At 63.3% G+C, this 24,398-nt stretch carries 26 protein-coding genes; 14 read left to right on the forward strand and 12 right to left on the reverse strand.

What is annotated here, in order from left to right; all coding sequences use genetic code 11:
• Nucleotides 1-11 precede the first annotated feature (11 nt).
• The 4 genes from nuoN to CLV89_RS09400 all read left to right on the forward strand — a co-directional run bounded on the left by nuoN (nt 12) and on the right by CLV89_RS09400 (nt 4,750).
• Complete coding sequence (nuoN, locus tag CLV89_RS09385) at nt 12-1,448, forward strand: NADH-quinone oxidoreductase subunit NuoN (RefSeq protein ID WP_106163391.1); 1,437 nt, start codon at nt 12-14, stop codon at nt 1,446-1,448.
• A gap of 88 nt (nt 1,449-1,536) precedes the next feature.
• Nucleotides 1,537-2,286 (forward strand): biotin--[acetyl-CoA-carboxylase] ligase, encoded by a 750-nt coding sequence (locus CLV89_RS09390; protein ID WP_106163392.1) that lies wholly within the window; start codon nt 1,537-1,539, stop codon nt 2,284-2,286.
• A 14-nt stretch (nt 2,287-2,300) separates the two neighbouring features.
• Nucleotides 2,301-3,083: a type III pantothenate kinase gene (locus tag CLV89_RS09395; protein WP_106163393.1), complete on the forward strand. Its 783-nt coding sequence runs from the start codon at nt 2,301-2,303 to the stop codon at nt 3,081-3,083.
• A complete protein-coding gene (locus CLV89_RS09400) occupies nt 3,080-4,750 on the forward strand; it encodes a ribonuclease J (protein ID WP_106163394.1) in 1,671 nt (556 codons plus the stop codon). The genes CLV89_RS09395 and CLV89_RS09400 overlap by 4 nt, the downstream gene beginning before the upstream one ends.
• A gap of 178 nt (nt 4,751-4,928) precedes the next feature.
• Here CLV89_RS09400 and CLV89_RS22605 read toward each other — a convergent pair whose 3' ends face one another.
• The 4 genes from CLV89_RS22605 to CLV89_RS09415 form a co-directional block, all read right to left on the reverse strand.
• Entirely contained in the window at nt 4,929-5,102 is a 174-nt protein-coding gene (locus CLV89_RS22605; RefSeq protein WP_165798113.1) for an RSP_7527 family protein, read from the reverse strand.
• Nucleotides 5,103-5,280: 178 nt separating this feature from the next.
• Nucleotides 5,281-6,792, reverse strand: a complete 1,512-nt coding sequence (locus CLV89_RS09405; protein ID WP_106163395.1) for a DEAD/DEAH box helicase — start codon at nt 6,790-6,792, stop codon at nt 5,281-5,283.
• A 193-nt stretch (nt 6,793-6,985) separates the two neighbouring features.
• On the reverse strand, nt 6,986-7,939 hold the full coding sequence (locus CLV89_RS09410; RefSeq protein ID WP_106163396.1) for a glycosyltransferase family 2 protein: 954 nt from the start codon (nt 7,937-7,939) through the stop codon (nt 6,986-6,988).
• Nucleotides 7,940-8,005: 66 nt separating this feature from the next.
• Nucleotides 8,006-9,613, reverse strand: a complete 1,608-nt coding sequence (locus tag CLV89_RS09415; protein WP_106163397.1) for a peptide chain release factor 3 — start codon at nt 9,611-9,613, stop codon at nt 8,006-8,008.
• 187 nt (nt 9,614-9,800) lie between these two features.
• On the opposite strand from CLV89_RS09415, the gene CLV89_RS09420 reads away from it, so the two are divergent.
• Nucleotides 9,801-10,094 carry an ElaB/YgaM/YqjD family protein gene (locus CLV89_RS09420; protein ID WP_106163398.1) on the forward strand — a complete coding sequence of 98 codons (294 nt, stop codon included), beginning with the start codon at nt 9,801-9,803 and terminating at the stop codon, nt 10,092-10,094.
• A 4-nt stretch (nt 10,095-10,098) separates the two neighbouring features.
• Nucleotides 10,099-10,482, forward strand: a complete 384-nt coding sequence (locus tag CLV89_RS09425) for a hypothetical protein (protein ID WP_106163399.1) — start codon at nt 10,099-10,101, stop codon at nt 10,480-10,482.
• 48 nt (nt 10,483-10,530) lie between these two features.
• On the opposite strand, the gene CLV89_RS09430 is transcribed toward CLV89_RS09425, so the two are convergent.
• On the reverse strand, nt 10,531-11,541 hold the full coding sequence (locus CLV89_RS09430; RefSeq protein ID WP_106163400.1) for a Hint domain-containing protein: 1,011 nt from the start codon (nt 11,539-11,541) through the stop codon (nt 10,531-10,533).
• Between the two features lie 214 nt (nt 11,542-11,755).
• Between CLV89_RS09430 and CLV89_RS09435 the strand changes: the two genes are divergently transcribed.
• The 4 genes from CLV89_RS09435 to CLV89_RS09450 all read left to right on the forward strand — a co-directional run bounded on the left by CLV89_RS09435 (nt 11,756) and on the right by CLV89_RS09450 (nt 15,749).
• The gene (locus tag CLV89_RS09435; RefSeq protein ID WP_106163401.1) at nt 11,756-12,535 is read left to right on the forward strand and encodes an SDR family oxidoreductase; all 780 of its coding nucleotides are present in this window, start codon (nt 11,756-11,758) and stop codon (nt 12,533-12,535) included.
• Between the two features lie 4 nt (nt 12,536-12,539).
• Complete coding sequence (locus CLV89_RS09440) at nt 12,540-13,658, forward strand: hypothetical protein (protein ID WP_106163402.1); 1,119 nt, start codon at nt 12,540-12,542, stop codon at nt 13,656-13,658.
• Nucleotides 13,659-13,739: 81 nt separating this feature from the next.
• Nucleotides 13,740-14,855 carry an ABC transporter ATP-binding protein gene (locus CLV89_RS09445; RefSeq protein WP_106163481.1) on the forward strand — a complete coding sequence of 372 codons (1,116 nt, stop codon included), beginning with the start codon at nt 13,740-13,742 and terminating at the stop codon, nt 14,853-14,855.
• A gap of 42 nt (nt 14,856-14,897) precedes the next feature.
• Nucleotides 14,898-15,749, forward strand: coding sequence for a GNAT family N-acetyltransferase (locus tag CLV89_RS09450; RefSeq protein WP_106163482.1), 852 nt, complete (start codon nt 14,898-14,900; stop codon nt 15,747-15,749).
• Between the two features lie 45 nt (nt 15,750-15,794).
• Here the strand turns inward: CLV89_RS09450 and CLV89_RS09455 are convergent, their stop codons facing one another.
• The 3 genes from CLV89_RS09455 to CLV89_RS09465 form a co-directional block, all read right to left on the reverse strand.
• Nucleotides 15,795-16,484: a helix-turn-helix transcriptional regulator gene (locus CLV89_RS09455; RefSeq protein ID WP_106163403.1), complete on the reverse strand. Its 690-nt coding sequence runs from the start codon at nt 16,482-16,484 to the stop codon at nt 15,795-15,797.
• 79 nt (nt 16,485-16,563) lie between these two features.
• A complete protein-coding gene (locus CLV89_RS09460; protein ID WP_106163404.1) occupies nt 16,564-16,983 on the reverse strand; it encodes an ACT domain-containing protein in 420 nt (139 codons plus the stop codon).
• 159 nt (nt 16,984-17,142) lie between these two features.
• Complete coding sequence (locus CLV89_RS09465) at nt 17,143-17,454, reverse strand: hypothetical protein (protein ID WP_106163405.1); 312 nt, start codon at nt 17,452-17,454, stop codon at nt 17,143-17,145.
• A 245-nt stretch (nt 17,455-17,699) separates the two neighbouring features.
• On the opposite strand from CLV89_RS09465, the gene CLV89_RS09470 reads away from it, so the two are divergent.
• The 4 genes from CLV89_RS09470 to CLV89_RS09485 all read left to right on the forward strand — a co-directional run bounded on the left by CLV89_RS09470 (nt 17,700) and on the right by CLV89_RS09485 (nt 20,313).
• A complete protein-coding gene (locus CLV89_RS09470) occupies nt 17,700-17,918 on the forward strand; it encodes a twin-arginine translocase TatA/TatE family subunit (protein WP_106163406.1) in 219 nt (72 codons plus the stop codon).
• Between the two features lie 6 nt (nt 17,919-17,924).
• Complete coding sequence (tatB, locus tag CLV89_RS09475) at nt 17,925-18,422, forward strand: Sec-independent protein translocase protein TatB (RefSeq protein ID WP_106163407.1); 498 nt, start codon at nt 17,925-17,927, stop codon at nt 18,420-18,422.
• Nucleotides 18,419-19,309 carry a twin-arginine translocase subunit TatC gene (gene tatC / locus CLV89_RS09480; protein ID WP_106163408.1) on the forward strand — a complete coding sequence of 297 codons (891 nt, stop codon included), beginning with the start codon at nt 18,419-18,421 and terminating at the stop codon, nt 19,307-19,309. Before tatB ends, tatC begins: the two co-directional genes overlap by 4 nt.
• A gap of 149 nt (nt 19,310-19,458) precedes the next feature.
• Nucleotides 19,459-20,313, forward strand: a complete 855-nt coding sequence (locus CLV89_RS09485) for an ATP-binding protein (protein WP_423837295.1) — start codon at nt 19,459-19,461, stop codon at nt 20,311-20,313.
• A 382-nt stretch (nt 20,314-20,695) separates the two neighbouring features.
• Here CLV89_RS09485 and CLV89_RS09490 read toward each other — a convergent pair whose 3' ends face one another.
• From CLV89_RS09490 to CLV89_RS09505, 4 genes are all read right to left on the reverse strand, one after another.
• Nucleotides 20,696-21,922: a M23 family metallopeptidase gene (locus CLV89_RS09490; protein ID WP_106163409.1), complete on the reverse strand. Its 1,227-nt coding sequence runs from the start codon at nt 21,920-21,922 to the stop codon at nt 20,696-20,698.
• 128 nt (nt 21,923-22,050) lie between these two features.
• Nucleotides 22,051-22,698, reverse strand: a complete 648-nt coding sequence (locus CLV89_RS09495) for a protein-L-isoaspartate(D-aspartate) O-methyltransferase (protein ID WP_106163410.1) — start codon at nt 22,696-22,698, stop codon at nt 22,051-22,053.
• Entirely contained in the window at nt 22,695-23,477 is a 783-nt protein-coding gene (gene surE, locus CLV89_RS09500; protein ID WP_106163411.1) for a 5'/3'-nucleotidase SurE, read from the reverse strand. Before surE ends, CLV89_RS09495 begins: the two co-directional genes overlap by 4 nt.
• Nucleotides 23,478-23,727: 250 nt before the next feature.
• On the reverse strand, nt 23,728-24,375 hold the full coding sequence (locus CLV89_RS09505; protein WP_106163412.1) for an SDR family NAD(P)-dependent oxidoreductase: 648 nt from the start codon (nt 24,373-24,375) through the stop codon (nt 23,728-23,730).
• Nucleotides 24,376-24,398: the final 23 nt, after the last annotated feature.

A 24,398-nucleotide genomic window follows, 5' to 3' on the forward strand; every position in this document is an offset into this window, starting at 1 on the left:
GAGCTGATGAGATGCAAGCTGATCTCTCCGTGATCCTGCCCGAGATCATCCTCGCCGTCTTCTCGATGGCGGCGTTGCTCGTGGCTGTCTACACCGTCAAGGACAAGCTGGCGCCGATGCTCGTGTGGGTAACCGCCGCGCTGATGGTGGTGCTGGGGATCTGGATCGGAACCTCCGGCTCTGGCGCGACCGAGGCCTTCGGCGGCATGTTCGTCGATGATGCCTTCTCGCGCTTTGCCAAGGTGGCGATCCTGTTCTCTGCCGCCGCCGTGATGGTGATGGGGCAGGATTACATGTCTAAACGCGGCATGCTGCGGTTTGAATATCCGATCCTGATCGCGCTCTCGGCCATCGGCATGATGGTCATGGTCTCCGCAGGTGACCTGATGGCGCTTTATATGGGGTTGGAGTTGCAATCTCTGGCGCTGTATGTGGTTGCCGCCTTGCGCCGGGACAGCGTGAAGTCCACCGAGGCGGGTCTGAAGTATTTCGTGCTTGGCGCGCTGTCCTCCGGTCTGCTGCTCTACGGCGCGTCGCTGGTCTATGGGTTTGCTGGCACCACGTTGTTCTCCGGCATTATCGAGGTCGCCCAGCATGGCGAGGTCACGGTTGGCCTGTTGTTCGGCATTGTCTTCCTGATCTCCGGCATGGCGTTCAAGGTCTCTGCGGTGCCCTTCCACATGTGGACGCCGGACGTTTATGAAGGCGCGCCGACGCCGGTGACAGCCTTCTTTGCTTCGGCTCCGAAGGTTGCAGCGATGGCGCTGTTTGCCCGTGTGCTGCACGATGCCTTTGGATATGCGGTCGAAGACTGGAGCCAAATCATCGCGCTGCTGTCGGTGCTGTCGATGTTCCTCGGCGCGGTTGCGGCGATCGGCCAGACTGACCTGAAACGCCTGATGGCCTATTCCTCGATTGCGCATATGGGATATGCGCTGATCGGCTTGGCAGCGGGCACCGCGCTCGGCATTCAGGCGCTGCTGATCTACATGTCGATCTATGTGGCGATGAACATTGGCACGTTTGCCTTCATCATGATGCTGCATCGCGATGGAAAAGCGGTCACTGATATCAGCGCGTTGAACCAATACGCCAAGCGTGAACCCGGCCGTGCGCTGGGGATGCTGGTGCTGCTGTTCTCGTTGGCCGGTGTGCCGCCGATGTTGGGCTTCTTTGGCAAGTTCTTCGTGCTGCGCGCCGCGGTTGAGGCCAACATGACCTGGCTTGCAATCGCGGGTGTGATCGCGTCGGTGATCGGGGCCTACTACTATTTGCGCATCGTGTTCCTGATGTATTTCGGCGCCGACGCCGATGATGTGGAGACCTCGCGCTCGCCGGTGTTGCTGGCCTTTTTCACCGCCGGTGCGGCACTGATGCTGATCGGTGTGATCACCACCTTCGGTGTCGAAGGGGCGGCGGCTGCGGCGGCCGCGATGCTGGTCCGCTGAAGACGACAGGCAATAATTCGTCAAAAGGCCCGGTCCGGTGCGACCGGGCCTTTTGCCTTTTGCTGATGCCAGTGCTAAAGGGGCGCGCATGACAGATTGGCCAATCGGATACGGGCGCCGCGTGCTGGCGGATGTTGACAGCACCCTGGATGAGGCCGCTCGCCTTGCGCCGGAGCTCACCGGCCCGGAATGGATCCTCGCGCTGCGCCAGACGAAGGGGCGCGGACGGCGGGGGCGTGCCTGGACCGACCCCGAGGGAAATTTCGCCGGCACATTGGTCTATCGTCCCGCGGGCAGCCCGGATCAGATCGCCCTGCGCAGCTTTGTCGCCGCGCTGGCGCTTTATGATGCGGTGGAGACGGTCACTGGCCGCACCGCTGGTCTGGCGCTCAAATGGCCCAATGACGTGCTGCTGAATGGTGGCAAGCTGGCCGGCATCCTGTTGGAAAGCTCCGGCGCCGGGGCAGGGGTGGACTATCTCTCTGTCGGGATTGGCGTGAACCTGGCGCAGACCCCGATGAAGGAATGGCTGGAACCCGGCGCGGTCTGGCCGGTGTCGCTGCAATCCGAAACCGGCGTTCGGGTTGACCCGGAGACCTTCCTGTCGGCTTTGGCCCTTGCCTTTGCCCGCCATGAGGAGCAGTTCACTACCTACGGCTTTGCTCCGATCCGCGAGCTGTGGCTGTCACGCGCTGCCAAGCTGGGCGAGGTTATCACCGCACGCACTGCGCGCGAGGAGACATCGGGCACGTTCGAGACCATAGACGACGCGGGCAACCTCGTTCTCACCACCGCCAAGGGGAAGGTCACCATCCCCGCTGCGGATATCTTTTTCTGACGGAGGCGGGGCACATGCTTCTCGCGGTTGACTGCGGCAACACCAACACGGTCTTTGCACTTTGGGATGGCGATCAGATGATCGGCCATTGGCGCACCTCGACCGAATGGCAGCGCACGGCGGATCAGTATTACGTCTGGCTTTCCACGCTGATGTCCCTGCAGGGGGTGAAGGCCAAGATCACCGATGTGATCATTTCCTCCACCGTGCCGCGCGTGGTGTTCAACCTGCGTGTCCTAGCGGATCGGTATTTCAACACCCGCCCGCTGGTGGTGGGCAAGCCCGAATGCGCACTGCCGGTCGGCACGCGCGTGGATGCGGGCACGACCGTGGGACCGGATCGATTGGTGAACACGGTGGCGGGGTACAAGAAATACGGTGGCGACCTGATTGTCGTCGACTTCGGCACCGCCACGACCTTTGATGTCGTGGCTCGCGACGGTGCTTATGTGGGCGGTGTGATCGCCCCGGGTGTCAACCTCAGCCTTGAGGCGCTGCACCACGCGGCGGCGGCGCTGCCGCATGTGGACATTTCCAAGCCGCAGAAGGTGATCGGCACCAATACCGTGACCTGCATGCAGTCGGGCGTGTTCTGGGGCTATGTCGGACTGGTGCGCGAGATCTGCACCCAGATCCGCGCCGAGGCCGCCGTTCCGATGAAAGTCATATCTACCGGCGGGCTGGCGCCGCTCTTCCAGCAGACAGCAGATCTATTTGACGCATATGAGGATGACCTGACCATGCAAGGTCTGAGGCTCATCCACGAACACAACAAGGATATCGGTACTCACGTATGAGCAGTGAACGTTTGATCTATCTGCCCCTTGGCGGGGCGGGTGAAATTGGCATGAACGCCTATGTCTACGGCTATGGCGCACCGGGCAAGGAACGCCTGATTCTCGTCGATCTGGGCGTGGCCTTTCCCGACATGGACACCACGCCGGGCGTGGATCTGATCATGCCCGACATCACCTGGCTGGCCGAACGCGCCGACCAGTTGGAGGGCGTCTTCATCACCCACGCTCACGAGGACCACATCGGGGCGGTGGCACATCTTTATAGCCGTCTGAACAACGTGCCGGTTTACGCCCGCGCCTTTACGGCCAATATCGCGCGTCGCAAGATGGAAGAGCAGGGCCACGACCCTGAGAAGGTGGTGACGATCTCGCCCTGGCCGGATGTGGTCAAGCTTGGTCCCTTCTCCATCAGCGCGGTGCCGATCTCCCACTCGATCCCGGAATCCGGTGGTCTGGTCATCGACAGCCCGGCGGGCCGTGTGGTGCATACCGGCGACTTCAAGCTGGACGAGAAGCCGATCGTCGGCGAGGCTTTTGATCCCGACCTCTGGGCCGAGATTTCCAAGGATGGGGTGCAGGCGCTGATCTGCGATTCCACCAATGTGTTCACCCAGCATGCGGGTCGGTCAGAGAGCGATCTGGGCGACAACATCACCCAGCTGGTTGCCGGGGCCTCCGGCATGGTGGCGGCGACCACCTTTGCCTCTAACGTGGCGCGGGTGAAGACTCTGGCGGAGGCTGGCGTCCGCGCGGGCCGCTCCATCGTGCTGTTGGGCCGGGCCATGAACCGGATGATCGAGGCCTCGATCCAGACCGGCGTTCTGACCGATTTCCCCGCCGTGGTGCAGCCGGAAGAAGCCGGGGACATCCCGCGCGAAAACCTGATGCTGATCATCACCGGGTCTCAGGGGGAGCGCCGTGCGGCGTCCGCGCAGCTGGCGCGCGGCAAGTATCGCGGCCTGGAGCTGAAAGAGGGCGATCTGTTCCTGTTCTCCTCCAAGACCATTCCCGGTAACGAGAAGGGTGTGATCTGGGTTATGAACCAGTTCTCCGAGCGCGGTGTGGATGTGGTGGATGATTCCTCCGGTCTTTATCACGTGTCGGGTCACGCCAACCGGCCGGATCTGGAGCGCATGCATGACATCGTGAAGCCCAAGATCCTGATCCCGATGCACGGCGAGCACCGCCACCTGCGTCAGCACGCCCGTCTGGGCGAGGAGAAGGGCATCGCCTCGACCATCGCCGTCAACGGCATGATGGTGGATCTGACCGGCGATGCGCCCAAGGTGGCGGAATATATTGACACCGGTCGCACCTATCTGGATGGCTCGGTCAAGATCGGCGCCATGGATGGCATCGTGCGGGATCGTATCCGTATGGCGCTGAATGGCCTTGTGGTGGTGACCGCGATCCTCGACGAGGATGACGAGCCGCTCGGGGAACCTTGGGTGGATCTGAAGGGTCTGGCCGAGACCGGTCAGTCCAATGCCGCGCTGGCGGAGGTCATGGAAGAGGACCTGAACCAGTTCCTGATGCGTGCCGGCAAGAAGACCCTGAAGGATGACGACAAGCTGGAACAGGAGCTGAAGCGCGTGGCGCGTCAGACCGCCCAGTCGGAAATCGGCAAGAAGCCTGAGGTCACGGTGGTCGTCAGCCGCATGCGCTGATCTGGGAGGAGGGGGCGCTGCCCCCTCGTGCCCCTGCGGGGCACTTCACCCCCGAGATATTTTTGAAAAGATGAAGGAGGTATAGGCCTCTGGAACAGAAAACGCCCGGACCGATCAGGTCCGGGCGTTTTTCGTCAGTCGGGCGCGGTCGTGCACGCCACGTCTGGTCGAGTTGAACTCACGCTGCGCGGGGGCGGCTGAAGATCAGGGCAGGGGCCTTGATCGAGCGGACCAATGCGGAGCCGATTGCGGAAAACATCGCCGCAAAAGCTTCTGCACGCATACGGCGGGCGCGGAGTTCAATTTCTTTCAAGTCGTCGCTCAGGAGCGGGGCAGTTGATCGCAGGTCCATAACATCACCTTGGGTATTCATTTGATGCCCGGTATTTAGTCCATCATCGGCCTGTGCACATCGCATAGCTTGGCAATCCCGCTATGCCGCTGCTGCAACGCGGCATCGGGGTGATCGGCATAGAAAAACCGCCCGTGCCAAGGGCAGGGCGGTTTTCAGATCAAGGTGTTTGGTCGGATCAGCCGGCGCGACGCTCGTCAAAGCTCAGCGCAATGAAGCTGGGCATATGGTCGCCCATGCCCACGACTTTCTCGTCGCGGCGATCATCCCGACGCCCACGGGAGGATCGGGATTTATTGGTCTTGCTCCCGGTGCCCGCATCCTGCTGTGGCCGATCGTGCGACCTTGCAGGTTTTTCCTGGACCGCTTGCACAGGCGCCTGCTGTGGTTGTTCGACCTCTGCAACAGGGTTGGCTTCGGCGGGGCTGGTGCTGGTGTCGGGCTTTTGGGCAGCAGGCTTGCTGCGGCTGCGGCGGGTCGGTTTTGGCTTCGCCGTGTCCGTGGAGTCCTCTGCCGGGGCAGCGGCTTTACGCGCTGCTGGCTTCACTGGGTTCTCCAGGCGGGTGATCTGCTTTTGCACCAGGCCTTCGACCGCATCCAGTGCCTTCTCGTCGCGCGGAGTGCAGATGGTGATCGCCTTGCCGTCACGTCCGGCGCGGCCGGTGCGACCGATGCGGTGAACGTAGTCCTCGGCGTGGCCGGGCACGTCAAAGTTGATCACATGGCTCACAGAGGGCACATCCAGACCACGCGCGGCCACATCAGAGGCGATGAGGAACTTCAGCGCGCCTTCGCGGAACCCGTCGAGGGTGCGTGTGCGCTGGCTCTGGTCCAGATCGCCGTGGATCGGCGCTGCGTCATAGCCGTATTTTTTCAGCGACTTGGCCACCATATCGACGTCGGTCTTGCGGTTACAGAAGATGATGGCGTTCTTGATGCCTTCGCCTTCCTGATCGATCAGCTCGCGCAGGACCCGGCGTTTCTCGGTCGCTTCGCGGTCCTTGCGGGACGCTTTGAACATCACCACGGCCTGTTCGATGGTCTCCGAGGTGGTCGCTTGCCGTGCGATTTCCACCCGCTCGGGGCCAGACAGGAAGGTGTTGGTGATGCGCTCGATCTCCGGCGCCATGGTGGCGGAGAAGAACAGTGTCTGGCGGGTGAAGGGGGTCAGCGAGAAGATGCGTTCGATGTCCGGGATGAAACCCATGTCGAGCATCCGGTCGGCCTCGTCCACCACCATGATTTCGATTCCGGTCAGCAACAGCTTGCCGCGTTCGAAATGGTCCAGCAGGCGGCCCGGAGTGGCGATCAGCACGTCGACGCCACGGTCGATCGCCGCGTCCTGCTCCTTGAAGGACACGCCGCCAATCAGCAGCGCCTTCGTCAGTTTCACGTGTTTGGCGTAGGTGTCGAAGTTCTCGGCAACCTGGGCGGCCAGCTCCCGTGTGGGGCACAGCACCAGCGACCGTGGCATCCGCGCCCGCGCGCGCCCACGCGCCAGACGGGTGATCATCGGCAGGGTGAAGGAGGCCGTCTTGCCGGTGCCGGTCTGAGCGATCCCGAGGACATCGCGCCCTTCCAGTGCGGCTGGAATGGCACCCGACTGAATCGGGGTCGGATTTTCGTATCCTGCTTCCTCAATCGCTTTGAGGACCTTTGGATTCAGGTTCAGATCGGTGAATTTTGTCATATGCGTCCGTTTTTGCGGACACTGACCTGGCCCGCGCGTGTGTCTCTATGCCGGTATCAGTCGGACCCTTGCCCATGCAGGAGTCCCCGGATGCAGGGCACATAGCAAAATTGCGAGATACGGTCAAATGATCGCGATACCGCGGCGCAGATCTGTGAATGGCCCGAGGGATTTGCAGTATTTCGGGAACATTTCAGCTAAATCGTGTGAAATGTTTCCGGCGGAGCTGTGTCAACGGCAGGTCACGCCGCCGCAACAGCCCTTCTGCGTCCAATTTGGCGCGCAAATCCGGACTGTCGGCGCAGATCTCGTCGAAGAAAGCGCGCAGGCCGGCCGCTCCCCGATCTGATTCGATCTGCGACAGAAGCTGATGCAGGGTGACGCCAGCCGCGGCGCGGGCGCCGGAGGGGCGCAGCTCCGACCTGTAGGAGCCCTTTTGCAGCCGATAGCGATAGTGTTGGAGCCAGTGGGTCCAATCCGTGGCATGCAGATGGCAGAGATCGACGTCCGCCAGCTCTGTCGGGGCGGGGTTTTCCTGCGCGTCCACATAGACATTGTGGATGCGTAGGTCGACGTCGTCGAGGCCGGTCCGGACAAACAGCTTTCCCTGCACATGGCTGATGAATCCCCCCCTCAGGTAGAGCCCGAATTGCGGATAGAGCCGCGCTGCCACCGTGTCCTGCTCGGGGGATTGGGGGATGCGCGCCTTGAAGACGTCCCGGCCCCCCGCCAATGATTCCAGTGGCCGCACACGGGCGCAGAGCACGTCCGGCGGCAGCGCCCCAAGTTGTGATTGGATTGGGGTTTGCGACCAGAGAAACTCGTCCACATCAATATGGATCAGCCAGTCCAAGTCGCCCGCTTGCCGGCGATAGGCGCGGGTGGCGTTGAGGCTCTGGCGGACCTGATGTTTCTGCGGCACCCGGCCTCGGCGTTTTTGCCAATGGGCGGCATCCGTCTCGATTACCCGGATCTTGGGGTGGGCCTTCAGATGCGGCAGCACTTCGGGGCAGGGGGCATCCAGGTAGAGAAACAGCCGATGTGCGCCCTGTTCCAGATGCCAGGCGCAAAAGTCCAGTATCGCGGGGGCCTCAGCCTTGAGCGTGGCGACGAGGCCCCATTTTGCGGTCACGGATGGATCCTGCATGTGCCTGCGCCTGTGTTATTGCCTTTTCCAACCAAAACGGGCGCCCGGTGAGGGGCGCCCGAGGTCTCAAACCATCATTTCCTTGGTTGAGGAGAGTTTCAAGTCGGGATAGTCCCGCTCCACCCGGTCGATGTCCCATTGCAGCCGCGTCATGTAGACGACGTCGCCGTCATTGTCGTGGGCGATGTGCTGCTTGTTGGCAGTGGCGAATTTCTCCACCGCCGCCTTGTCGCCATGCACCCAGCGGGCCGAGGTGAACTGGCTGGCCTCGAAACGCACCGGCAGGCCGTATTCCATCTCAATTCGGCTGGCGAGCACTTCGAATTGCAGCTGGCCAACAACGCCGACGATGAAGCCGGACCCGATCGAGGGTTTGAACACTTTGGCAGCGCCTTCCTCCGCAAACTGCATCAGCGCCTTTTCCAGGTGCTTGGCCTTCATCGGATCGCCCGCGCGGACGCCCTGCAAAAGCTCCGGCGCGAAGGAGGGGATGCCGGTCACCCGCAGGGCCTCTCCCTCGGTCAGCGTGTCGCCGATGCGCAGCTGGCCGTGGTTCGGGATGCCGATGATGTCGCCGCCCCAGGCCTCTTCTGCCAGTTCGCGGTCGGAGGCGAGGAACAGCACCGGGTTGGAGATCGCCATCGGCTTCTTGCTGCGCACATGGGTCAGCTTCATGCCGCGTTTGAAATGCCCCGAGGCGAGGCGCACGAAGGCCACCCGGTCGCGGTGCTTGGGGTCCATGTTGGCCTGCACCTTGAAGACAAAGCCCGCGACCTTCTTTTCCTCCGGCGCGATCTTGCGCGGCTCGGCGGACTGGATCTGCGGCTCGGGCCCATAGGCGCCGATGCCGTCCATCAGTTCGCGCACTCCAAAGGAGTTGATCGCGGAGCCGAACCAGATCGGGGTCATATGCCCTTCGAGCACCGCCTGCGGGTCCAGCGCCGGCATCAGCTCACGCGCCATTTCGACCTCTTCCAGCAGTTTTTCCAGAAGATGTGCGGGCACATGCTCGGCCAGTTTCGGGTCGTCCAGACCGTTGATGGAGATGCTCTCGCCGACCTTGTTGCGGTCAGCGCGGTCCATCAGCTCCAGACGGTCGCGCAGAAGATCATAGCAGCCGACGAAATCGCGCCCGACGCCGATCGGCCAGCTGGCCGGGGTGACGTCAATGGCGAGGTTTTCCTGAATCTCGTCGATGATTTCAAAGGTGTCGCGGCTCTCGCGGTCCATCTTGTTACAGAAGGTCAGGATCGGCAGGTCGCGCAGGCGGCAGACCTCGAACAGCTTCTGTGTCTGGCTTTCCACACCCTTGGCGCCGTCGATCACCATCACCGCCGCATCCACCGCTGTGAGCGTGCGATAGGTGTCCTCGGAGAAATCCGAGTGGCCGGGGGTGTCGACAAGATTGTAGCGGAAGTTGCCGTAATCAAACGACATCGCCGAGGCCGAGACGGAGATGCCGCGGTCCTTTTCCATCTGCATGAAGTCGGACCGCGTGCGCCGGGCCTCGCCCTTGGCGCGCACCTGACCGGCCATCTGGATGGCGCCACCATAAAGGAGAAACTTCTCGGTCAGCGTGGTCTTGCCCGCATCCGGGTGCGAAATGATCGCAAAGGTGCGGCGCCGCGCGATTTCCGGCGGCAGGTCTGGGCGGTTTTGAGCGGTGTCCAACATGGGGCTGGCCTTAGCCACAAAGCTGGAGCGAGGCAAGGAAAAGCGGTGTTCGGCCGTCCTGAAAGCGCGCGGTGATTAAGCCACTGACCCGGAGGATTATGCGCAGCCTGCGTAATTTGTCGGAACAAATCCAGTGTGCGCACGTTGTCTGCTCGAACACGGAATAAAACGAGAAAGGAGCATCCTCATGCCCAAGGACCAGACCGCCCCCTCGACCGATGATATTGCAGCTCAGATGGAAGTCCTGCGTTCGGACGTCTCCGCACTTACGCGTTCAGTGTCCGATCTTGCCAAGGATCGCGCAGGCAAGGCCCGCGATGCGGCGCAGGATACAGTCCGTGAGCAGACGCAAGCGATGTCTGACGGTGCTGCCCAGATGACGCGTCAGGCCGAAGACGCCGTGCGTGCCCAGCCGCTTGCGGCCACCGCCGTCGCCGCGGGGCTTGGGTTTGCGCTGGGTTACCTGAGCAACCGTCGCTGATCTGATGTTGAGGCTTCTTAGAACCAAGGCCCGGCGCGGTGCGCGCCGGGTTCTGTTTGCAACCTTGTGTGCGATCAGCGCGGCCGTGGGCGCGGGCTTTGCCTCCGCCGCTCTCTACTCTGCGCTCCTAGACTCCGGCCAGACGCATGCCATCGCCGGGCTGATCCTCGCCTGCCTGTGGTTCGGCTTTTCGGGCGTCTTTCTTCTGCTCAAAGCCGCTGTCGGTGACGAGGCGCACTATCCGCCTGAAACAGCGCAATCCGGGTCTCCGCACGTGGCGCACCCGAACGGACATACTGCCACCGCACCAACCGTGGCGGATGCGTTTATGGCTGGCATGAGTGAAGGGGCAGGGTTTGCCCGTTCTCAGACGCGCGGCACCGGCTGAAATTGTCGGGCTGCGCGCGCCCGCTTCTGCCTCAGCCCTGTACCTGACTCAACGCTGCGAGGCGCGTCTCAGCAAGGCCACGGCATCCGGCCGGGTTAGCATTTCGCGTTTGACGTCCAGACCGTAGTTCGCGCGCGATGCGTGAGGCCTGGACAGCCGAACGTGTCGCTGCCGCACATCCTCCGGCAGCACCGGCTTTGTCACGGCGTCCACAAACAGGGATTCCGCTGCGATTCCCTCGGCATAGATGATATAGTGGCGATCAAAGAGGATCTGGAAATAGTCGACATATCCGCCATCCTGCACTACGACCGTCTCGCCATTGACCAGATCCCGCGCGCGCAGCAAGAGTTCCGCGCGGCCTGTCCCAAGTTGATCTGACCGTTGATAGACCATCAGACGGTGATCCGGGCTGACGATCAGGTCGCGCGCATTGTTCAGCGCGCCCTTGCGGATCAGGATCGGAGCCATTTCGCCCACAGCCCGAACCGTTGTGCGTCCAATCCAGGTGATGGTCTGCGCGCCGCTGTCTCGTGTCAGGATTTGGTCTCCGGGGGTCAGCTCTTCGATCAGGCGCTGTTCTCCGGTGCTCATGCTGATCCGGGTGCCACGAGTGAAGGCGACGCAGGTCATTTGCGCCAGACGTTGCCGCACATTGTGTCGGCTTGCATTGACGAGACGATAACCCGTGCAGGGCATGAGCGGGGCCTGCGGTACCAGATAAATCTGCGAAATCAGCCCTTCGTTGTCGACCTCGACCAGAATGAGCGCATCTGTTGCAGCACCACGATCCGGCATCAGTGTCACGACACAATCGAGGAACAATGCCGCATCGGGCGTGCCAAGCGCAGAGTGCTCATGTACTGAAAAGCCGCCATCCACATGCGCTGCGAGCTCAAGTCGATCTGTCGTGGCGCCGGCCCCCAGCTCATAGATGTCATCCATGACCAGTTCATCAAGCACGCTGATCGGATCACCGGCGTTTGCTCCGATGTCCACGCAGAACTGCTCGGCTTGATAGGCCGGTAGGGACTGTATCGAGATGGCGTCGCGGTTCACGTCGAACCCCCTCTTTAGGTTTGCTCCGTTACGCGGATTGCACTTTGGTGCGGCCTCACTCTGCGCTTGTTTGAGTGAACACTAGGTTCACACTTGGGCGAGAGGCGGGCAGCTATGAGAAAAAAACGCGTTCCTGACGCCGTTGTCGTCTGGCAATGGGGCGCTCCGACTGGCAGTGTCCCGGCAATTCGCTGCAATACTGGAGAAGACTGTCATGGATCTCGGCATTCACGGAAAGCGCGCATTGGTATGCGCATCGAGCAAAGGGTTAGGTCTGGGCTGTGCAGAAGCATTGGCCGAGGCAGGTGTCGATCTGGTGATGAACGCGCGCGGCACGGAGGCGCTGGAGGCATCGGCCCAGCACATCCGTGACCGCTACGGCGTCAAGGTGGAGACCCAGGCAGGCGACGTGAGCAATGCTGATGATCGCGCCGAGTTGATCGACCGTGCCGCTGGTGTCGATATCCTGGTGACCAATGCGGGCGGCCCGCCGCCGGGTGTCTGGAGCGATTGGGAGCGTGACGACTTCATCCGCGCTCTTGATGCCAATATGCTCAGCCCCATCGCGCTGATGAAGGCGCTGATGCCGACGATGATCGAAGCGGGCTGGGGCCGTGTGGTCAATATCACCTCGCAATCGGTCAAGGCGCCGATCCCGGCTCTGGGCCTGTCGAATGCGGCGCGCACCGGCCTCACCGGCTATGTGGCGGGCACGTCGCGCCAGGTTGCCGCGAAAGGCGTGACCATCAACAACCTGCTGCCCGGTATCCACGCCACCGACCGCGCGGTATCTCTCGACACCGGCGTGGCCGAGGCCAAGGGCATCTCCATGGAGGAGGCGCAGGCGCAGCGCGCGGCCAGCATTCCCACGGGCCGCTATGGCACCCGGCAGGAGTTCGGTGCCGCCTGCGCCTTCCTCTGCTCGCAGCATGCAGGTTTCATTGTTGGCCAGAACATCCTGTTGGATGGCGGCGCCACCAACATGACGATCTGATCGCATGGCCGAGGCGTTTTCGCTGAAGGATCAGCTGTTTAATCTGGAAAAGACCCGCTATCTGGCGGGGCTTTTTTCCGCCGCCGACCCGGCGTTCGATGCGGCCGGTTTCGAGAGTGCCGTGATGGCCCGGTTGCTGGATCTGGAACTCAAGGAGCGGATCAACTGGCTCGCCGCGCAGCTCTCGGCCCATGTGCCGGGCGGGCTGACGCAGGTGGCGCCGGTGATTGTGGCGGCGTTGCCACCGCCGCTGGACCCGAACCTGCGAGATGATGATTTTGGTGACTTCATCTTTGCCCCGATCGGCGAATGGGTGGCGGCCCTGACCGAGGAGGAGGCGGATTTGCCCCTGGCGCTCGACCTGCTGGAGGCGATCACGCAGCGATTCTCGATGGAATATGCCATTCGCCCGCTGTTGAAACGCTGGCCGGAACCAGTGCTGGCCCGCGTCACCAAATGGGCCGCGCACGACAGCTATCACGTCCGCCGTCTCGCCAGTGAGGGCACCCGGCCGCGTCTGCCCTGGGGGCTGGCGGTGAACCTGCCGCTGGCGGCGCCGCTGCCGATCCTTGATCGGCTGCACGGCGACCCGACACGTTTTGTCACACGTTCCGTGGCCAATCACCTCAACGACATCGCCAAAAAGGACCCGCAGATCGTCATCGACCGGCTGACCGATTGGCAAGGGCAGGGGATGCAGGCGCAGAAAGAGCTGGACTGGATCACCTCGCACGCGCTGCGCGGGTTGGTGAAGGCGGGCGATCCACGGGCCTTGCGACTGTTGGGCTATGACCCGGATCTGGAGCTAACCGCGCGGTTGCAACTGCCCGCCAGCGTGCGCATCGGTGACAAGCTCACGCTGGGGGCTGACCTGCAGGGCGCGCAAGGGGCACGGGTGCTTGTGGACTATGCGCTGACCTTTCAGCGCGCCGGTGGCAAGACCTCAACCAAGGTCTTCAAGTGGAAGACCGGCAGACTTGGCGCGGGCGGCCTCAGCCTGCAGAAATCACATCCGCTGAAGGCGCAGGCCTCCACCTTCACCCTGCTTCCCGGCGCGCATCAGGTGACGCTGATGGTCAATGGGGTGCCGCGCGCCGAGGGCGAGGTGGAGCTCCTTGCCTGAGGCAAGCCGCCTTGATATCAGCGCCCGACGCCCGATGTTGTCACGGGACACAGGAATAAAGGCCCCGCAATGCCCCAGCAGATGACCCAATCCGCGCTGCCGCCCGCTCAGGCCGACGGCCATGAGGTGACGCCCCGGCTGGAGATCCGCAACATCCGCCGCTTCTTCGAGGGGCGCGCGGTGGTGGATGACGTCTCGCTGCGGGTGCTTCCGGGGCAGGTGACCTGTCTGCTCGGCCCTTCCGGCTGCGGCAAATCCACCACCCTGCGCATGGTCGCCGGGGTGGAGATGCAGGACGAGGGCGAGATCTATGTCGATGGTAAGCTGATCTGCGACACAGTGTTCCGGGTGCCGCCGGAGCGGCGCGAGATCGGCCTGATGTTTCAGGACTTTGCCCTGTTTCCGCACCTCAGCGTCGGTGACAACGTGGCCTTTGGCCTGAAAGGACCCAAGGAGCAGAAACGTGCACGGGCGCGCGAGCTTCTGGACCGGGTGGCGCTGGCGCAATACATCGACGATTATCCGCATCAGCTCTCGGGCGGTGAGCAACAGCGGGTGGCCTTGGCACGCGCCTTGGCACCCAGCCCCAAGATCATGCTGATGGATGAGCCGTTCTCCGGCCTCGACAACCGCCTGCGCGATGGCATCCGTGACGAGACGCTGAGCCTGTTGAAAGAAGAGGACACCGCTGTCCTGCTGGTCACCCATGAACCCGAAGAAGCCATGCGCATGGCGGATGAGATCGCGTTGATGCGCGACGGGCGCATCGTGCAGCAGGGCGCCCCCTACAACGTCTACACCCGCCCGGTGGACAAGGCGGCGGTGGCGTTCTTCTCCGACGTCAACATTCTACCAGCGCAGGTCAACGGTGCGCTGGCGGAAACCGCCTTTGGCCAGTTTCTCGCCCCCGGCGTGCCGGATGGGACGGATGTTGAAATCGTCTTTCGCCCACAGCACATCCGCATTGATTTCGACCGCAATGGCCGCGGTCCGGAAGCCACCAACAAGGAGGGCGTACCCGCCCGTGGCGTAGTCCAGCGCGCGCGCTTTCTCGGCAACGAGAGCCTGGTGGAGTTCCGCATGGACTTTGACGGCTCGGTGCTGAAGGCGACGGTGCCCAATGTCTTCTTGCCGGCGGAGGGACGCGCGATGTGGCTGACCGTGCCGCGTGATCGGTGTTTCGTCTTTCCACGGTGATCTTCCTCCGTCATGGTGACCTCGAAAATGACGGAGGTCGCGATGCTAGAGAACTATGAGATCCGCCCCCTGACACGGGATGAAATCGACACCGCTGTGGCCTGGGCCGCGGGCGAAGGCTGGAACCCCGGACTGCAGGACGCAGGCTGTTTCGCGGCGCAGGACCCGCAGGGCTTTTGGGGCGGCTTCCTTGCCGGCGAGATGATCGCCTGCATTTCTGTCGTGACCTATGGCGATGCCTTTGCGTTTCTTGGCTTCTACATCGTTGCGCCGGAGTATCGCGGTCAGGGCTATGGCCGTGCGCTGTGGACAAAGGCGCTGGAACATGCGGGCAATCGCACGGTGGGGCTTGATGGGGTGGTGGACCAGCAGGAGAACTACCGCCGCTCCGGCTTTGCCTTTGCGTGGCGCAACATCCGCTTTGGCGGCGTGCCGCGCGGACGGCTGAAAGTGTCGGACGCCTATACGCTGACCTGGCTTGATACGCCCTCGGCAGAGGTCACTGCGCTGGATGCGCGTGTCTTCCCGGCGCGACGGCCTGAGTTCTGGAAGGCGTGGTTCACCGCGCCGGGTCATGTCAGCATTGCGGTGCATTCCGACGGAGAAATGCAGGGGTTCGGCACTCTGCGGCGCTGCCGGAGTGGTGCCAAGATCGGCCCGCTGGTGGCCACCTCCCGCGCGGCAGCCCTGTCTGTGCTGGCGGGCCTGTTGAAGGACTGGCCCGAAGACGAAGAGGTCTTTCTGGACGTGCCGGAGCCCAATAGCTCGGCAATGGCGCTGGCCCGCGATCTGGGGCTGGAGCCGGTGTTCGAGACCGCGCGGATGTATCGGGGCAAGGCCCCGGAAGTGGCGCAAGACATGATCTACGGCGTGACCAGTTTCGAACTTGGGTAGGGTCTCGCCAGCATAAACGATCCGGGGAGAGGCCAACGGCGCGGGTTATGCGCCCTCCGGTCCCGTCTCGTAGGGGGAGTAGTCCTGCAGCCGCTTGCCTGGCTCATCCACGAACAATTCGGGCAATGCCTCGGCGGCCTCGATCAGATCAACCCGGAACACCCGGAAATCGCCACGCGTCTCGCACCAGGCGGTGAGGGTCCAGACCCGGCCCCAGTATTCCATATGCAGGGGGCGGATCACCCGCTCGGTCAGGGTGCCGTCGATGCGGCGATAGCGCAGCGCCAGTTTCTGGCGCGCCTTGATCGCGGCGCGCAGGGTCGGCATCTGGGCAAAGCCCCGCGCCACATCGGCAAAAGGATAGACCGCAAATTTCCACGCATCGGCCTCGGCCACGGTCTCGACGGGCAGCACTGCATCGACCTTGGCGGCGAGGCTCTCGGCGGCGGCCTTTAGCTCCGCATCGGCGGCTTCGGCAACGATCGCCATGCCGAGGTTCAGCGCCTCCAGCTCTGCCGGGGTCAGGGTCAGCGGGGGCAGGGTGATCGCCTCGCGCACCATGTAGCCGACGCCGCGCTCGCCCTCCACCGGCACGCCCGAGGCCACCAGCGTATCCATGTCGCGATAGATGGTGCGGGTGGAGACCTCGAGCCGCGCGGCCATGTCCTGCGCGCGGTGCAGCTTGCCATCGCGCAGGATCTGGATCAGTTCGAACAGGCGGTCTGTGCGGCGCATGGGTGGTCAGGCTCTCCGATGAGTTCCCCTGCATCGCCCGCAGCCCCGCCTGCGGTCAAGAGGTGACGGATGTCGGCTTCTAGGGTTCAAACACATGACCGGCGGCCGAAAGCTGTGCGCGTGCCTGATGTTCCTGTGCCGATGGCAGCAACAGATGTTCCCCGTCGAAGGTGCAGCAGACAAAGACGCCGATGCCATTGTCCGACAGCGGTGTGACCAGATCGCGAACAATCCCGACCGCGTCAAAGGCAAAGGGGCCGACGCTGCGCAAGCAACTCCAGCCCCGTTCGGCGGTGATATTATCGGGCACGCGGTCCTCCAGACAGATCAGCGTCAGCTCGTCCTCAGCCCGTGCCATGGCCGTAAAGCCCGGCCCGTCAAACCAGTCCGGCAGGGGCGCATCCGGTGCCAGCTGCGCCACCGCATAGCGCCCGGGCAACATGCGCAGGCGTATCTGGTTGGTCCGGCTCTGATCCTTTTGATCTCTATGGCCTGTCATCCGTGGTTCTCCTGTGATGGGGCACGCCGCCTGTGCTGCGGCGTGCCCCTCTGTCGCTAGCAGAGCCCGCGCTCGTTCCTATGGAGTGAATGTGTCGCAGGCCAATGGAACGGGCTATGAGATCACGCCATGGGAGGTGGCAAAGCCTCAGGCAGGGTGTCAGGCCGCCGCCATCATCCACAAGCGGGTTTCGTGCCGCAGCGCCACTGTCGCCGGGTCGATCATCCGCATCATGTCGGCGGTGCAGTCTGCTTGTGGGAACTTGGCTGCGGCCTCTCTGGCGGCGGTCATGTCGGACCAGATCACATAGTCCATCCAGCTGCCGTCCTCGCCTTTTGAGAGGCTGCGCGCCACAAACCCCGGCAGTCCGCGCACAAAATTCTCGGTCATTTGGCTTGCGGCCACATAGTCGGCATCGCTGACACCGGGGTTCAGCTTGAAAGTTACCACTTCGATCACGGCATTGCTCATCTGTCGTCTTCCTTGTCTTGACGGTTGCAATGCGCCTGTCCTAAAGCAGGGCAACTGACATAAACCTGTCAGTTGGGTGATCGGCCACGCGAAATAATACGATCAGGTCGGGTTTGGCGGTGCGGATTGCCTATGCCGCGCTTTGCACCGCAGCGCGCAGGGCCTATCACTCGGGACAGGACAACGTATTCTGGCGTCGCCCGCGAACCTCCGCGCGGCGCCCCGCTAAACGAAAGGCACTCCCCATGCTCAACAATATCGGCCTTCCCGGCATCCTCCTCATCGCCGTCGTGGTTCTGGTTCTCTTTGGTCGCGGCAAGATTTCCTCCTTGATGGGTGAAGTCGGCAAGGGCATCACCTCCTTCAAGAAAGGCATCAGCGAAGGCTCCAAGGAGCTGGAAGACGACGCCGCCGAAGATGCCAAGGATGTCACCCCGGCAGACGCCGAAAAAGACAAGGTATAATCCTCTATGTTCGATCTTGGCTGGACCGAGCTTCTGATCATCGGCGTTGTGGCCCTGATCGTGGTCGGGCCCAAGGATCTGCCCATGTTGTTCCGCAACGTGGGCCGGTTTGTGGGCAAGGCGCGCGGCATGGCCCGTGAATTCAGCCGCGCGATGGAAGACGCGGCCGAGGAAAGCGGCGTCAGTGACATCAAGAAGAGCTTCAAGACCGCGACCAACCCGATGGGCTCGGCGATGGACAGTGTCAAACAGGCCACCCGTGACCTGACCGACAGCATCGACCCGACGAAATTCGACGCCGACAGCGAGACCGGCAAACTGGCCGCCGAGCGGGCCGAGAGCGCCAAGAAGATCCAGGCCGCAACCGCGCGGGCCGCAGCAGAACGCAAGGCCAAAGAGGCCGCAGAGGCCATGGCCAAGGCGGAAGAGGCTGAAGCCGCGCTGACACCTGCCGCCGATACCGCCGCCGCGCCCTCGGCGTCTGACAGTGAGACCAAGGCATGAGCCAGACAGACGATCTTGACGATTCCGCAGCGCCGCTGATCGAGCATCTGGCGGAGCTGCGCACCCGGTTGATCCGGGCGGTGATGGCCTTTGCAGTGGGCATCATACTCGCGTTCATCGTGGCAGAGCCGATCCTGCAGTTCCTGGTGCAGCCCATCGAGGCCACCCTGCGCGAGCTGGGCGACCCCTCGCCGACGCTACAATATACCTCGCCGCAGGAGTATCTGTTCACGCTGTTCCGCATCTCCATGGTGTTCGGCTTTGCGCTGTCCTTCCCGGTGATCGGCTATCAGCTGTGGCGGTTTGTGGCGCCGGGGCTCTACAAGAACGAAAAGGGCGCCTTTCTGCCGTTCCTGATCGCCTCGCCCTTCATGTTCCTGCTGGGCGCGAGCTTTGCGCAATTTGTGGTGACACCGCTGGCGATGCAGTTCTTCCTCGGGTTTGCCGATGTCAGCTCTATCTTTGCCGGGCTGCTGTCGCAGGCCACCGGCGGCGATGTGCCCGGTGATGTGGCCGTGGTGCCTGAGACCTCCGAAGGGGTGAAGATCACCTTCTTCGGCAAGGTCAACGAGAGCCTTGATATCACGTTGAAATTCATCATGGCCTTTGGCCTGTGCTTCCAGCTGCCGGTGCTGTTGACCCTGATGGGCAAGGCCGGGCTGGTCAGCGCCGAAGGTCTCGGCGCGATGCGCAAATACGCGGTGGTGGCGATTCTGGTGCTGGCCGCCTTGGTGACCCCGCCGGATGTGATCACCCAGATCATCCTGTTTACCGTTGTGTATGGGCTCTATGAGGTGTCGATCTTCCTGGTGCGTCGGGTGGAACGCAAACGCGAGGCGCAATTGCGCGCCGAGGGCTTCTACGATGATGAGGTCGACGGCGAGTGATCCTCGCCGCTCTCCTCCGACCCTGAGATAAAAAAGGCGCGCCCCACGGGGCGCGCTTTTGCGTTGCTGAGGCTGCAGGTCGCGCCCCTTGCCGCTTGGCTCGGAACATGGTTTGTCATCGCTCAACTCGCGAAGGAAGGACCACAGAGATGGCACAGGATTTGGATCAGGACGCATTGAGCCGCATTGCAGACGCGTTGGAGCGCATGGCGCCGGCGCCACTGGCCACCCCGGATTTCGCCGCCGCGTCCGGCTTTGTCTGGCATGTGGGCCCGGACCGGCTGGAGCCGGTACCGCAGATCAACCGGGTGGAGCTGGACCTCTTGGTGGGGATCGAGCGTTCGCGCGACACGTTGCTTGAGAACACCCGCCGCTTCGCCGCCGGGCACGCGGCCAACAATGCGCTGCTGTGGGGCGCGCGCGGCATGGGGAAATCCTCGCTGGTGAAGGCGATCCACGGCACGCTGGCGTCCGAGTTTGGCGATCTCAAGCTGGTGGAGCTGCAACGCGAGGATCTGCCCTCGGTGGCGCGGCTGCTGAACCATCTGCGCGATGCGCCGCATCGGTTCATCCTTTACTGTGACGACCTGTCGTTCAGCCATGATGACCAGCATTACAAGAGCCTGAAGGCGGTGCTGGATGGCGGCATCGAGGGCCGGCCGGAGAATGTAGTGTTCTACGCCACCTCCAACCGCCGCCACCTGATGCCGCGCGACATGATCGAGAACGAGCGGTCATCGGCGATCAACCCGTCCGAGGCGGTGGAGGAGAAGGTCTCGCTGTCGGATCGCTTTGGTCTGTGGCTGGGCTTCCACCCCTGCAACCAGGACTCCTATCTGGCGATGATCGACGGCTATTGCGCCGCCTATGGCGTGGACGTGGACCCCGAGACCCTGCGCGCCGAGGCGATCGAATGGCAGGCCACTCGCGGTGCCCGCTCGGGCCGGGTGGCATGGCAGTTCTTCACCGATCTGGCCGGACGGCACGGCGTCACCCTGCGTTGATTGTGAGCTGACCGTGCGGTCAGGCGCACGCCGCAGCCCGGCAGGGCTGCGGCGCTTGGCCCAACGGGTTTGGTCGTCGCGGCAGCGGCGGCGGAACCGGGCGGGAGCGCTACGGGAGTGTGGTCTGGCCATCAGCGATCGGCTGCTGGGCTACTGATGGCAAGGAGCGGGTCGCGACATACACAGGCCCCGCGTTGCGGCCAGTCTCAGAGCGCTTGGCCCATCGGTGAGACATGCCCAACGCGAGACGCCCGCGTTCGTCGTATAGGTTGGAGAGGCGGGGGCGCTCCCGCCCGTCGCCCACGCGCTTGCGCGCGCGGCTCCCGTTGGGCCGGGCGCCGGACCTTGCGGTCCGGCGCGGCTGCTGTCGTCAGCGGCGGATTTACTGCAGGTAGGGCAGAGGATCGACGCTTTCGAAACCGTCACGCACCTCGAAGTGGACATAGGCCTCTTCTGCGCTGCCACGGAGCTGGGCGATGGATTGACCGCGATTGACGCGGTCGCCCTTCTTGACCTTGATGCTGTCAACATTGGCGTAAACCGACAGGAGGTTGCGGTCGTGGCGGATCACGATGATCGGGACCTTGTTTGAATCCTCCGTGATGGCGGCAACGGTGCCCGCCTCCGCCGCTTTTACAGCGCTGCCCGGCGCGGCTGAAATGTCGATGCCGTCGTTTTTGCCCTTCGAATAGGCGCGGACGATCTTGCCCGTCACCGGGTACGCCATGGCAGCCTGAGAGGCGCGCGTCGGCTGTTCGACCTTGACCGTCGGCTTGGGATCCGTGCGGGCCTCGGCGGCAGGTTTCACCTTTTCATCGGGCAGCGGTTGGGTGGCGCTGGGCGGCGTCGGCGTGCTGCTGCCCTGTCCGGGGGCGGTGACGGAGGTTTCGGTCTCTACGGCCGCGGGCACCGGCGCGTTTGGATCTTTCAGAGGGATCAGCAGGTACTGCCCTTCGCGGATCGCGAAATCGCTACCAAGGCCATTCCATTCCGCCAGAGACTTCACCGGGATCTGGTAGAGGCGGGCGATGGTATAGGCGGTCTCCCCACGCGTGACCTTGTGGCGTACGGGCTCGGGGCCACCCTGGACGCGCGTCGGCGCCGGTTTGGCCGGTGTGGTCTGCAGCGTGGTGGTGGTGACGGAGCCCGGATTGGGCGAACTTTCCGGCGCATTGTCGATGGCACTGCCAGCCAGCGAGGCAATATCGACTCCGCCAGGGGAGCGGTTGCCACCGCGTGCCGAAGTTTCGGGCGCACGGCGCGGCATCACCAGAACCTCACCGCGGCGCAGCTGATCGGCTGTCTCAACGCCATTGAACCGTGCCACTTCCACTGCGGGAAGGCCAACACGTCTCGCCAGATCGGCAACCGTGTCGCCATTGCGCGCCACGGCAACCTGATAGGAGGGGTAGGTGATCAGGCCGCGGGTGTCCGGCGCCGGGCGGGTCTCGGTCGCGGTCTGTGCGGCCTTGGTGGTGTTGAACGCGCCGATCTGACCACGCAGGTCATAATCCAGCGGCGCCGTACAGGCGGCGGCCACCAATGTCAGCGGCAGCAGCGCTGCCGGACGCAGGGATCTGGGGCGGAAGACCTTGCTGGGGCGGGTCATGTCTCTTGCTCTCCTCGAATGGTGTCCCCGTTCTGGCGGAGACTTGGACGGCAGCGTTCTGTTTTCATGCCCGGGCCTGTCCGGAAGACCGCTACAGCGCAACGGGGCTGCTGAGGGAATAGGACAGCTCAGGTGTCTTTTCCAAGCCCTTCCAGCAGAGGAACAAAGCGGACCGGGCGCAATTCATCATATTCCAGCCCATTTTCCATCTTACGCACACGAATGAGCGTTTGCACGGCATCAGATTGCCCAACCGGCACGACCATGATGCCGCCGACCTTCAATTGCGCCAGAAGTGGACCGGGCGGGTCTTCGGCAGCGGCCGTCACGATGATTCGATCAAAGGGTGCCTGATCCGGCATGCCATGGCTGCCATCGCCGACCATCGAGGTGATATTGGCAAGCCCGAGCCGCTGGAACACCTGCCGCGCCTCCTGCACCAGCCGGCCATGGCGATCCACGGTATAGACCCGGCGCGCAAGCTTGGCGAGCACGGCGGCCTGATAGCCTGACCCGGTACCGACTTCGAGCACGGTGTCGCGGGCGTTGACCTGCAGGGCCTGGGTCATCAGCCCCACCACGGAGGGCTGAGAAATAGTCTGACCACAGGCGATCGGCAGTGGCACGTCCTCATAGGCCCGTTCGGAAAAGAAGCCGCGCAGGAACAATCCGCGATCTATCGCTTCCATCGCTTCGAGCACCGTCGACTCCGTCACCCCGCGTGAGCGCAGGGCGAATAGAAACTGCATCTTGGTTTCAGCGTCCAGGCCACTCATTCGATCGCCTTCAGGGCCTCCAGCGTGTCATGCGCCGTAAGATCCGCCCGCATCGGTGTGACAGAGATGAAGCCCGCAAGGTTTGCCGCCGCATCGGTGCCGGGTGCGGTTGTGACCTGCTGGTCACCGCCCTTGACCCAGATGAAGCGCTTGCCGTTGGGCGAGAACTGCTCTTGCGCCGAGAACCGCTTGCCCTCGCGGCAGCCCTGCGTGGTGACGCGCGTGCCTTTGACATCGGAGGCGGCAACCGGGGGGAAGTTGATGTTGTAGAACAGGCCGTAGGGCTGATCGTTTGCAGGCTGCGCGGCCAGCAGCTTGCGGACCACCTCGGCACCATGCTGACGCGCGGCTTCAAACGGATTGTCCAGATCGCGGTTCTCACTGCCGAAATACTGCGACAGCGCCATCGCGGGCACGCCTTGCAACGCGCCTTCCATGGCTCCGCCGAGGGTGCCGGAATAAAGCGCGTTTTCGGCGGAGTTGTTACCGCGGTTCACGCCCGACAGCACCAGATCGGGGCGATGGTCCTTCATGACCACATGCAGGGCCGCCAATACGCAGTCCGCCGGCGATCCTTCGGCGGCGAAACGGCGCGGGCCCAGTTCCGACAGGATGGAGGGATGCGTGTAGCTGATGCAATGGCCAACGCCGGATTGCTCGAAGGCGGGCGCGACGGTCCAGACCTCGCCGTCAGATCCGGCAAGATCGGCGGCGATCGCTTCCAGCACGGCCAGTCCGGGTGCGCTGATGCCGTCGTCGTTGGTGACCAGAATGCGCATTGTGACCCCTTGCGTATATTTTGTATTTTCTGCGGCGTTTTTGTCCGTTTTGGGCTGCTTGCACAGCCCTTCGGGCTGGCCCCTGAATAGGCGGCAGGGGGCGGCAGGGCAAGGTTTTTGCCCGGATTCTCAGCTGGGGAGAGGGGACTGTGTGACCAAATCGCCCGTTTTGTCGCGATCAGGGCATGGGGCCGGGGCGCGGCCTCATGCCCTGAGTGCTCTGAGCCGGAAAATCCGACCCCCGGTGATCTCAGTCCGCGAGGATCTGCGGCAGCAGCTCCGCTGCAGCCTCCGTTGGCGAGGTCAGCGCATCACGATCTTCACCGGGGAAGAACCGGGCGCGCAGGGCGGTTGGCATCGGCGGCGGTGTCAGCAGGCGCACGGAGGGGCCGGTGCGCGCCGTCTCCGCCTGCCAGCTGCGGGCAAGCGCGATCTGAGCCGCCTTGGTCGCGCCATATGCGCCAAAGAACTTTTCGCCCGCGCGTGCATCGTCAAAGAACACGGCGCGACCGGATTGACCCAGAAGCGGGGCAATATAGGGGATCAGCACCGACGGGGCGCTGGCATTGATGTCGACCGATTTCTTCCAGTCCTTGGCCGCGACGTGATGCGCAGGGCTGAGAGGGGCGGCATGAATGGCGCTGTGGAGCCAGAGATCCAGCTTGCCCCAGCGATCAAAGATGCCACGACAGAGGGTCGCCATCGCCTCGGGTACGGTGATGTCCATCGGCGCAAGGGTGGCAGAGCCGCCAGACGCCTTGATGCGGTCGTCCAGCTCTTCGAGCGCGCCCGTGGTCCGGGCGACGGCAATGATGTGATGAGTGGGCGCAAGCGCCTCGGCCAGAGCGGCGCCAAGGCCCCGCGAGGCCCCGGTGATAAGGGCGAGTTTTTCGGTCATGGGCGCCTACATGCTGCGCGGTT

Origin of the sequence: Tritonibacter scottomollicae, from assembly GCF_003003215.1 — a bacterium.
Taxonomy (GTDB): Bacteria; Pseudomonadota; Alphaproteobacteria; order Rhodobacterales; family Rhodobacteraceae; genus Epibacterium; species Epibacterium scottomollicae.

Coding starts and splice junctions, on each gene's coding strand:
- CLV89_RS09425 (WP_106163399.1), top strand. CDS start 10,099: ATGTTGAGGCTTCTTAGAACCAAGGCCCGGCGCGGTGCGCGCCGGGTT.
- CLV89_RS09420 (WP_106163398.1), top strand. CDS start 9,801: ATGCCCAAGGACCAGACCGCCCCCTCGACCGATGATATTGCAGCTCAG.
- tatC (WP_106163408.1), top strand. CDS start 18,419: ATGAGCCAGACAGACGATCTTGACGATTCCGCAGCGCCGCTGATCGAG.
- CLV89_RS09470 (WP_106163406.1), top strand. CDS start 17,700: ATGCTCAACAATATCGGCCTTCCCGGCATCCTCCTCATCGCCGTCGTG.
- CLV89_RS09395 (WP_106163393.1), top strand. CDS start 2,301: ATGCTTCTCGCGGTTGACTGCGGCAACACCAACACGGTCTTTGCACTT.
- CLV89_RS09390 (WP_106163392.1), top strand. CDS start 1,537: ATGACAGATTGGCCAATCGGATACGGGCGCCGCGTGCTGGCGGATGTT.
- CLV89_RS09440 (WP_106163402.1), top strand. CDS start 12,540: ATGGCCGAGGCGTTTTCGCTGAAGGATCAGCTGTTTAATCTGGAAAAG.
- CLV89_RS09415 (WP_106163397.1), bottom strand. CDS start 9,613: ATGTTGGACACCGCTCAAAACCGCCCAGACCTGCCGCCGGAAATCGCG.
- CLV89_RS09460 (WP_106163404.1), bottom strand. CDS start 16,983: ATGACAGGCCATAGAGATCAAAAGGATCAGAGCCGGACCAACCAGATA.
- CLV89_RS09485 (WP_423837295.1), top strand. CDS start 19,459: ATGGCACAGGATTTGGATCAGGACGCATTGAGCCGCATTGCAGACGCG.
- CLV89_RS22605 (WP_165798113.1), bottom strand. CDS start 5,102: ATGGACCTGCGATCAACTGCCCCGCTCCTGAGCGACGACTTGAAAGAA.
- CLV89_RS09445 (WP_106163481.1), top strand. CDS start 13,740: ATGACCCAATCCGCGCTGCCGCCCGCTCAGGCCGACGGCCATGAGGTG.
- CLV89_RS09455 (WP_106163403.1), bottom strand. CDS start 16,484: ATGCGCCGCACAGACCGCCTGTTCGAACTGATCCAGATCCTGCGCGAT.
- CLV89_RS09505 (WP_106163412.1), bottom strand. CDS start 24,375: ATGACCGAAAAACTCGCCCTTATCACCGGGGCCTCGCGGGGCCTTGGC.
- tatB (WP_106163407.1), top strand. CDS start 17,925: ATGTTCGATCTTGGCTGGACCGAGCTTCTGATCATCGGCGTTGTGGCC.
- CLV89_RS09435 (WP_106163401.1), top strand. CDS start 11,756: ATGGATCTCGGCATTCACGGAAAGCGCGCATTGGTATGCGCATCGAGC.
- CLV89_RS09450 (WP_106163482.1), top strand. CDS start 14,898: ATGCTAGAGAACTATGAGATCCGCCCCCTGACACGGGATGAAATCGAC.
- CLV89_RS09405 (WP_106163395.1), bottom strand. CDS start 6,792: ATGACAAAATTCACCGATCTGAACCTGAATCCAAAGGTCCTCAAAGCG.
- CLV89_RS09495 (WP_106163410.1), bottom strand. CDS start 22,698: ATGAGTGGCCTGGACGCTGAAACCAAGATGCAGTTTCTATTCGCCCTG.
- CLV89_RS09410 (WP_106163396.1), bottom strand. CDS start 7,939: ATGCAGGATCCATCCGTGACCGCAAAATGGGGCCTCGTCGCCACGCTC.
- CLV89_RS09490 (WP_106163409.1), bottom strand. CDS start 21,922: ATGACCCGCCCCAGCAAGGTCTTCCGCCCCAGATCCCTGCGTCCGGCA.
- nuoN (WP_106163391.1), top strand. CDS start 12: ATGCAAGCTGATCTCTCCGTGATCCTGCCCGAGATCATCCTCGCCGTC.
- CLV89_RS09465 (WP_106163405.1), bottom strand. CDS start 17,454: ATGAGCAATGCCGTGATCGAAGTGGTAACTTTCAAGCTGAACCCCGGT.
- CLV89_RS09400 (WP_106163394.1), top strand. CDS start 3,080: ATGAGCAGTGAACGTTTGATCTATCTGCCCCTTGGCGGGGCGGGTGAA.
- surE (WP_106163411.1), bottom strand. CDS start 23,477: ATGCGCATTCTGGTCACCAACGACGACGGCATCAGCGCACCCGGACTG.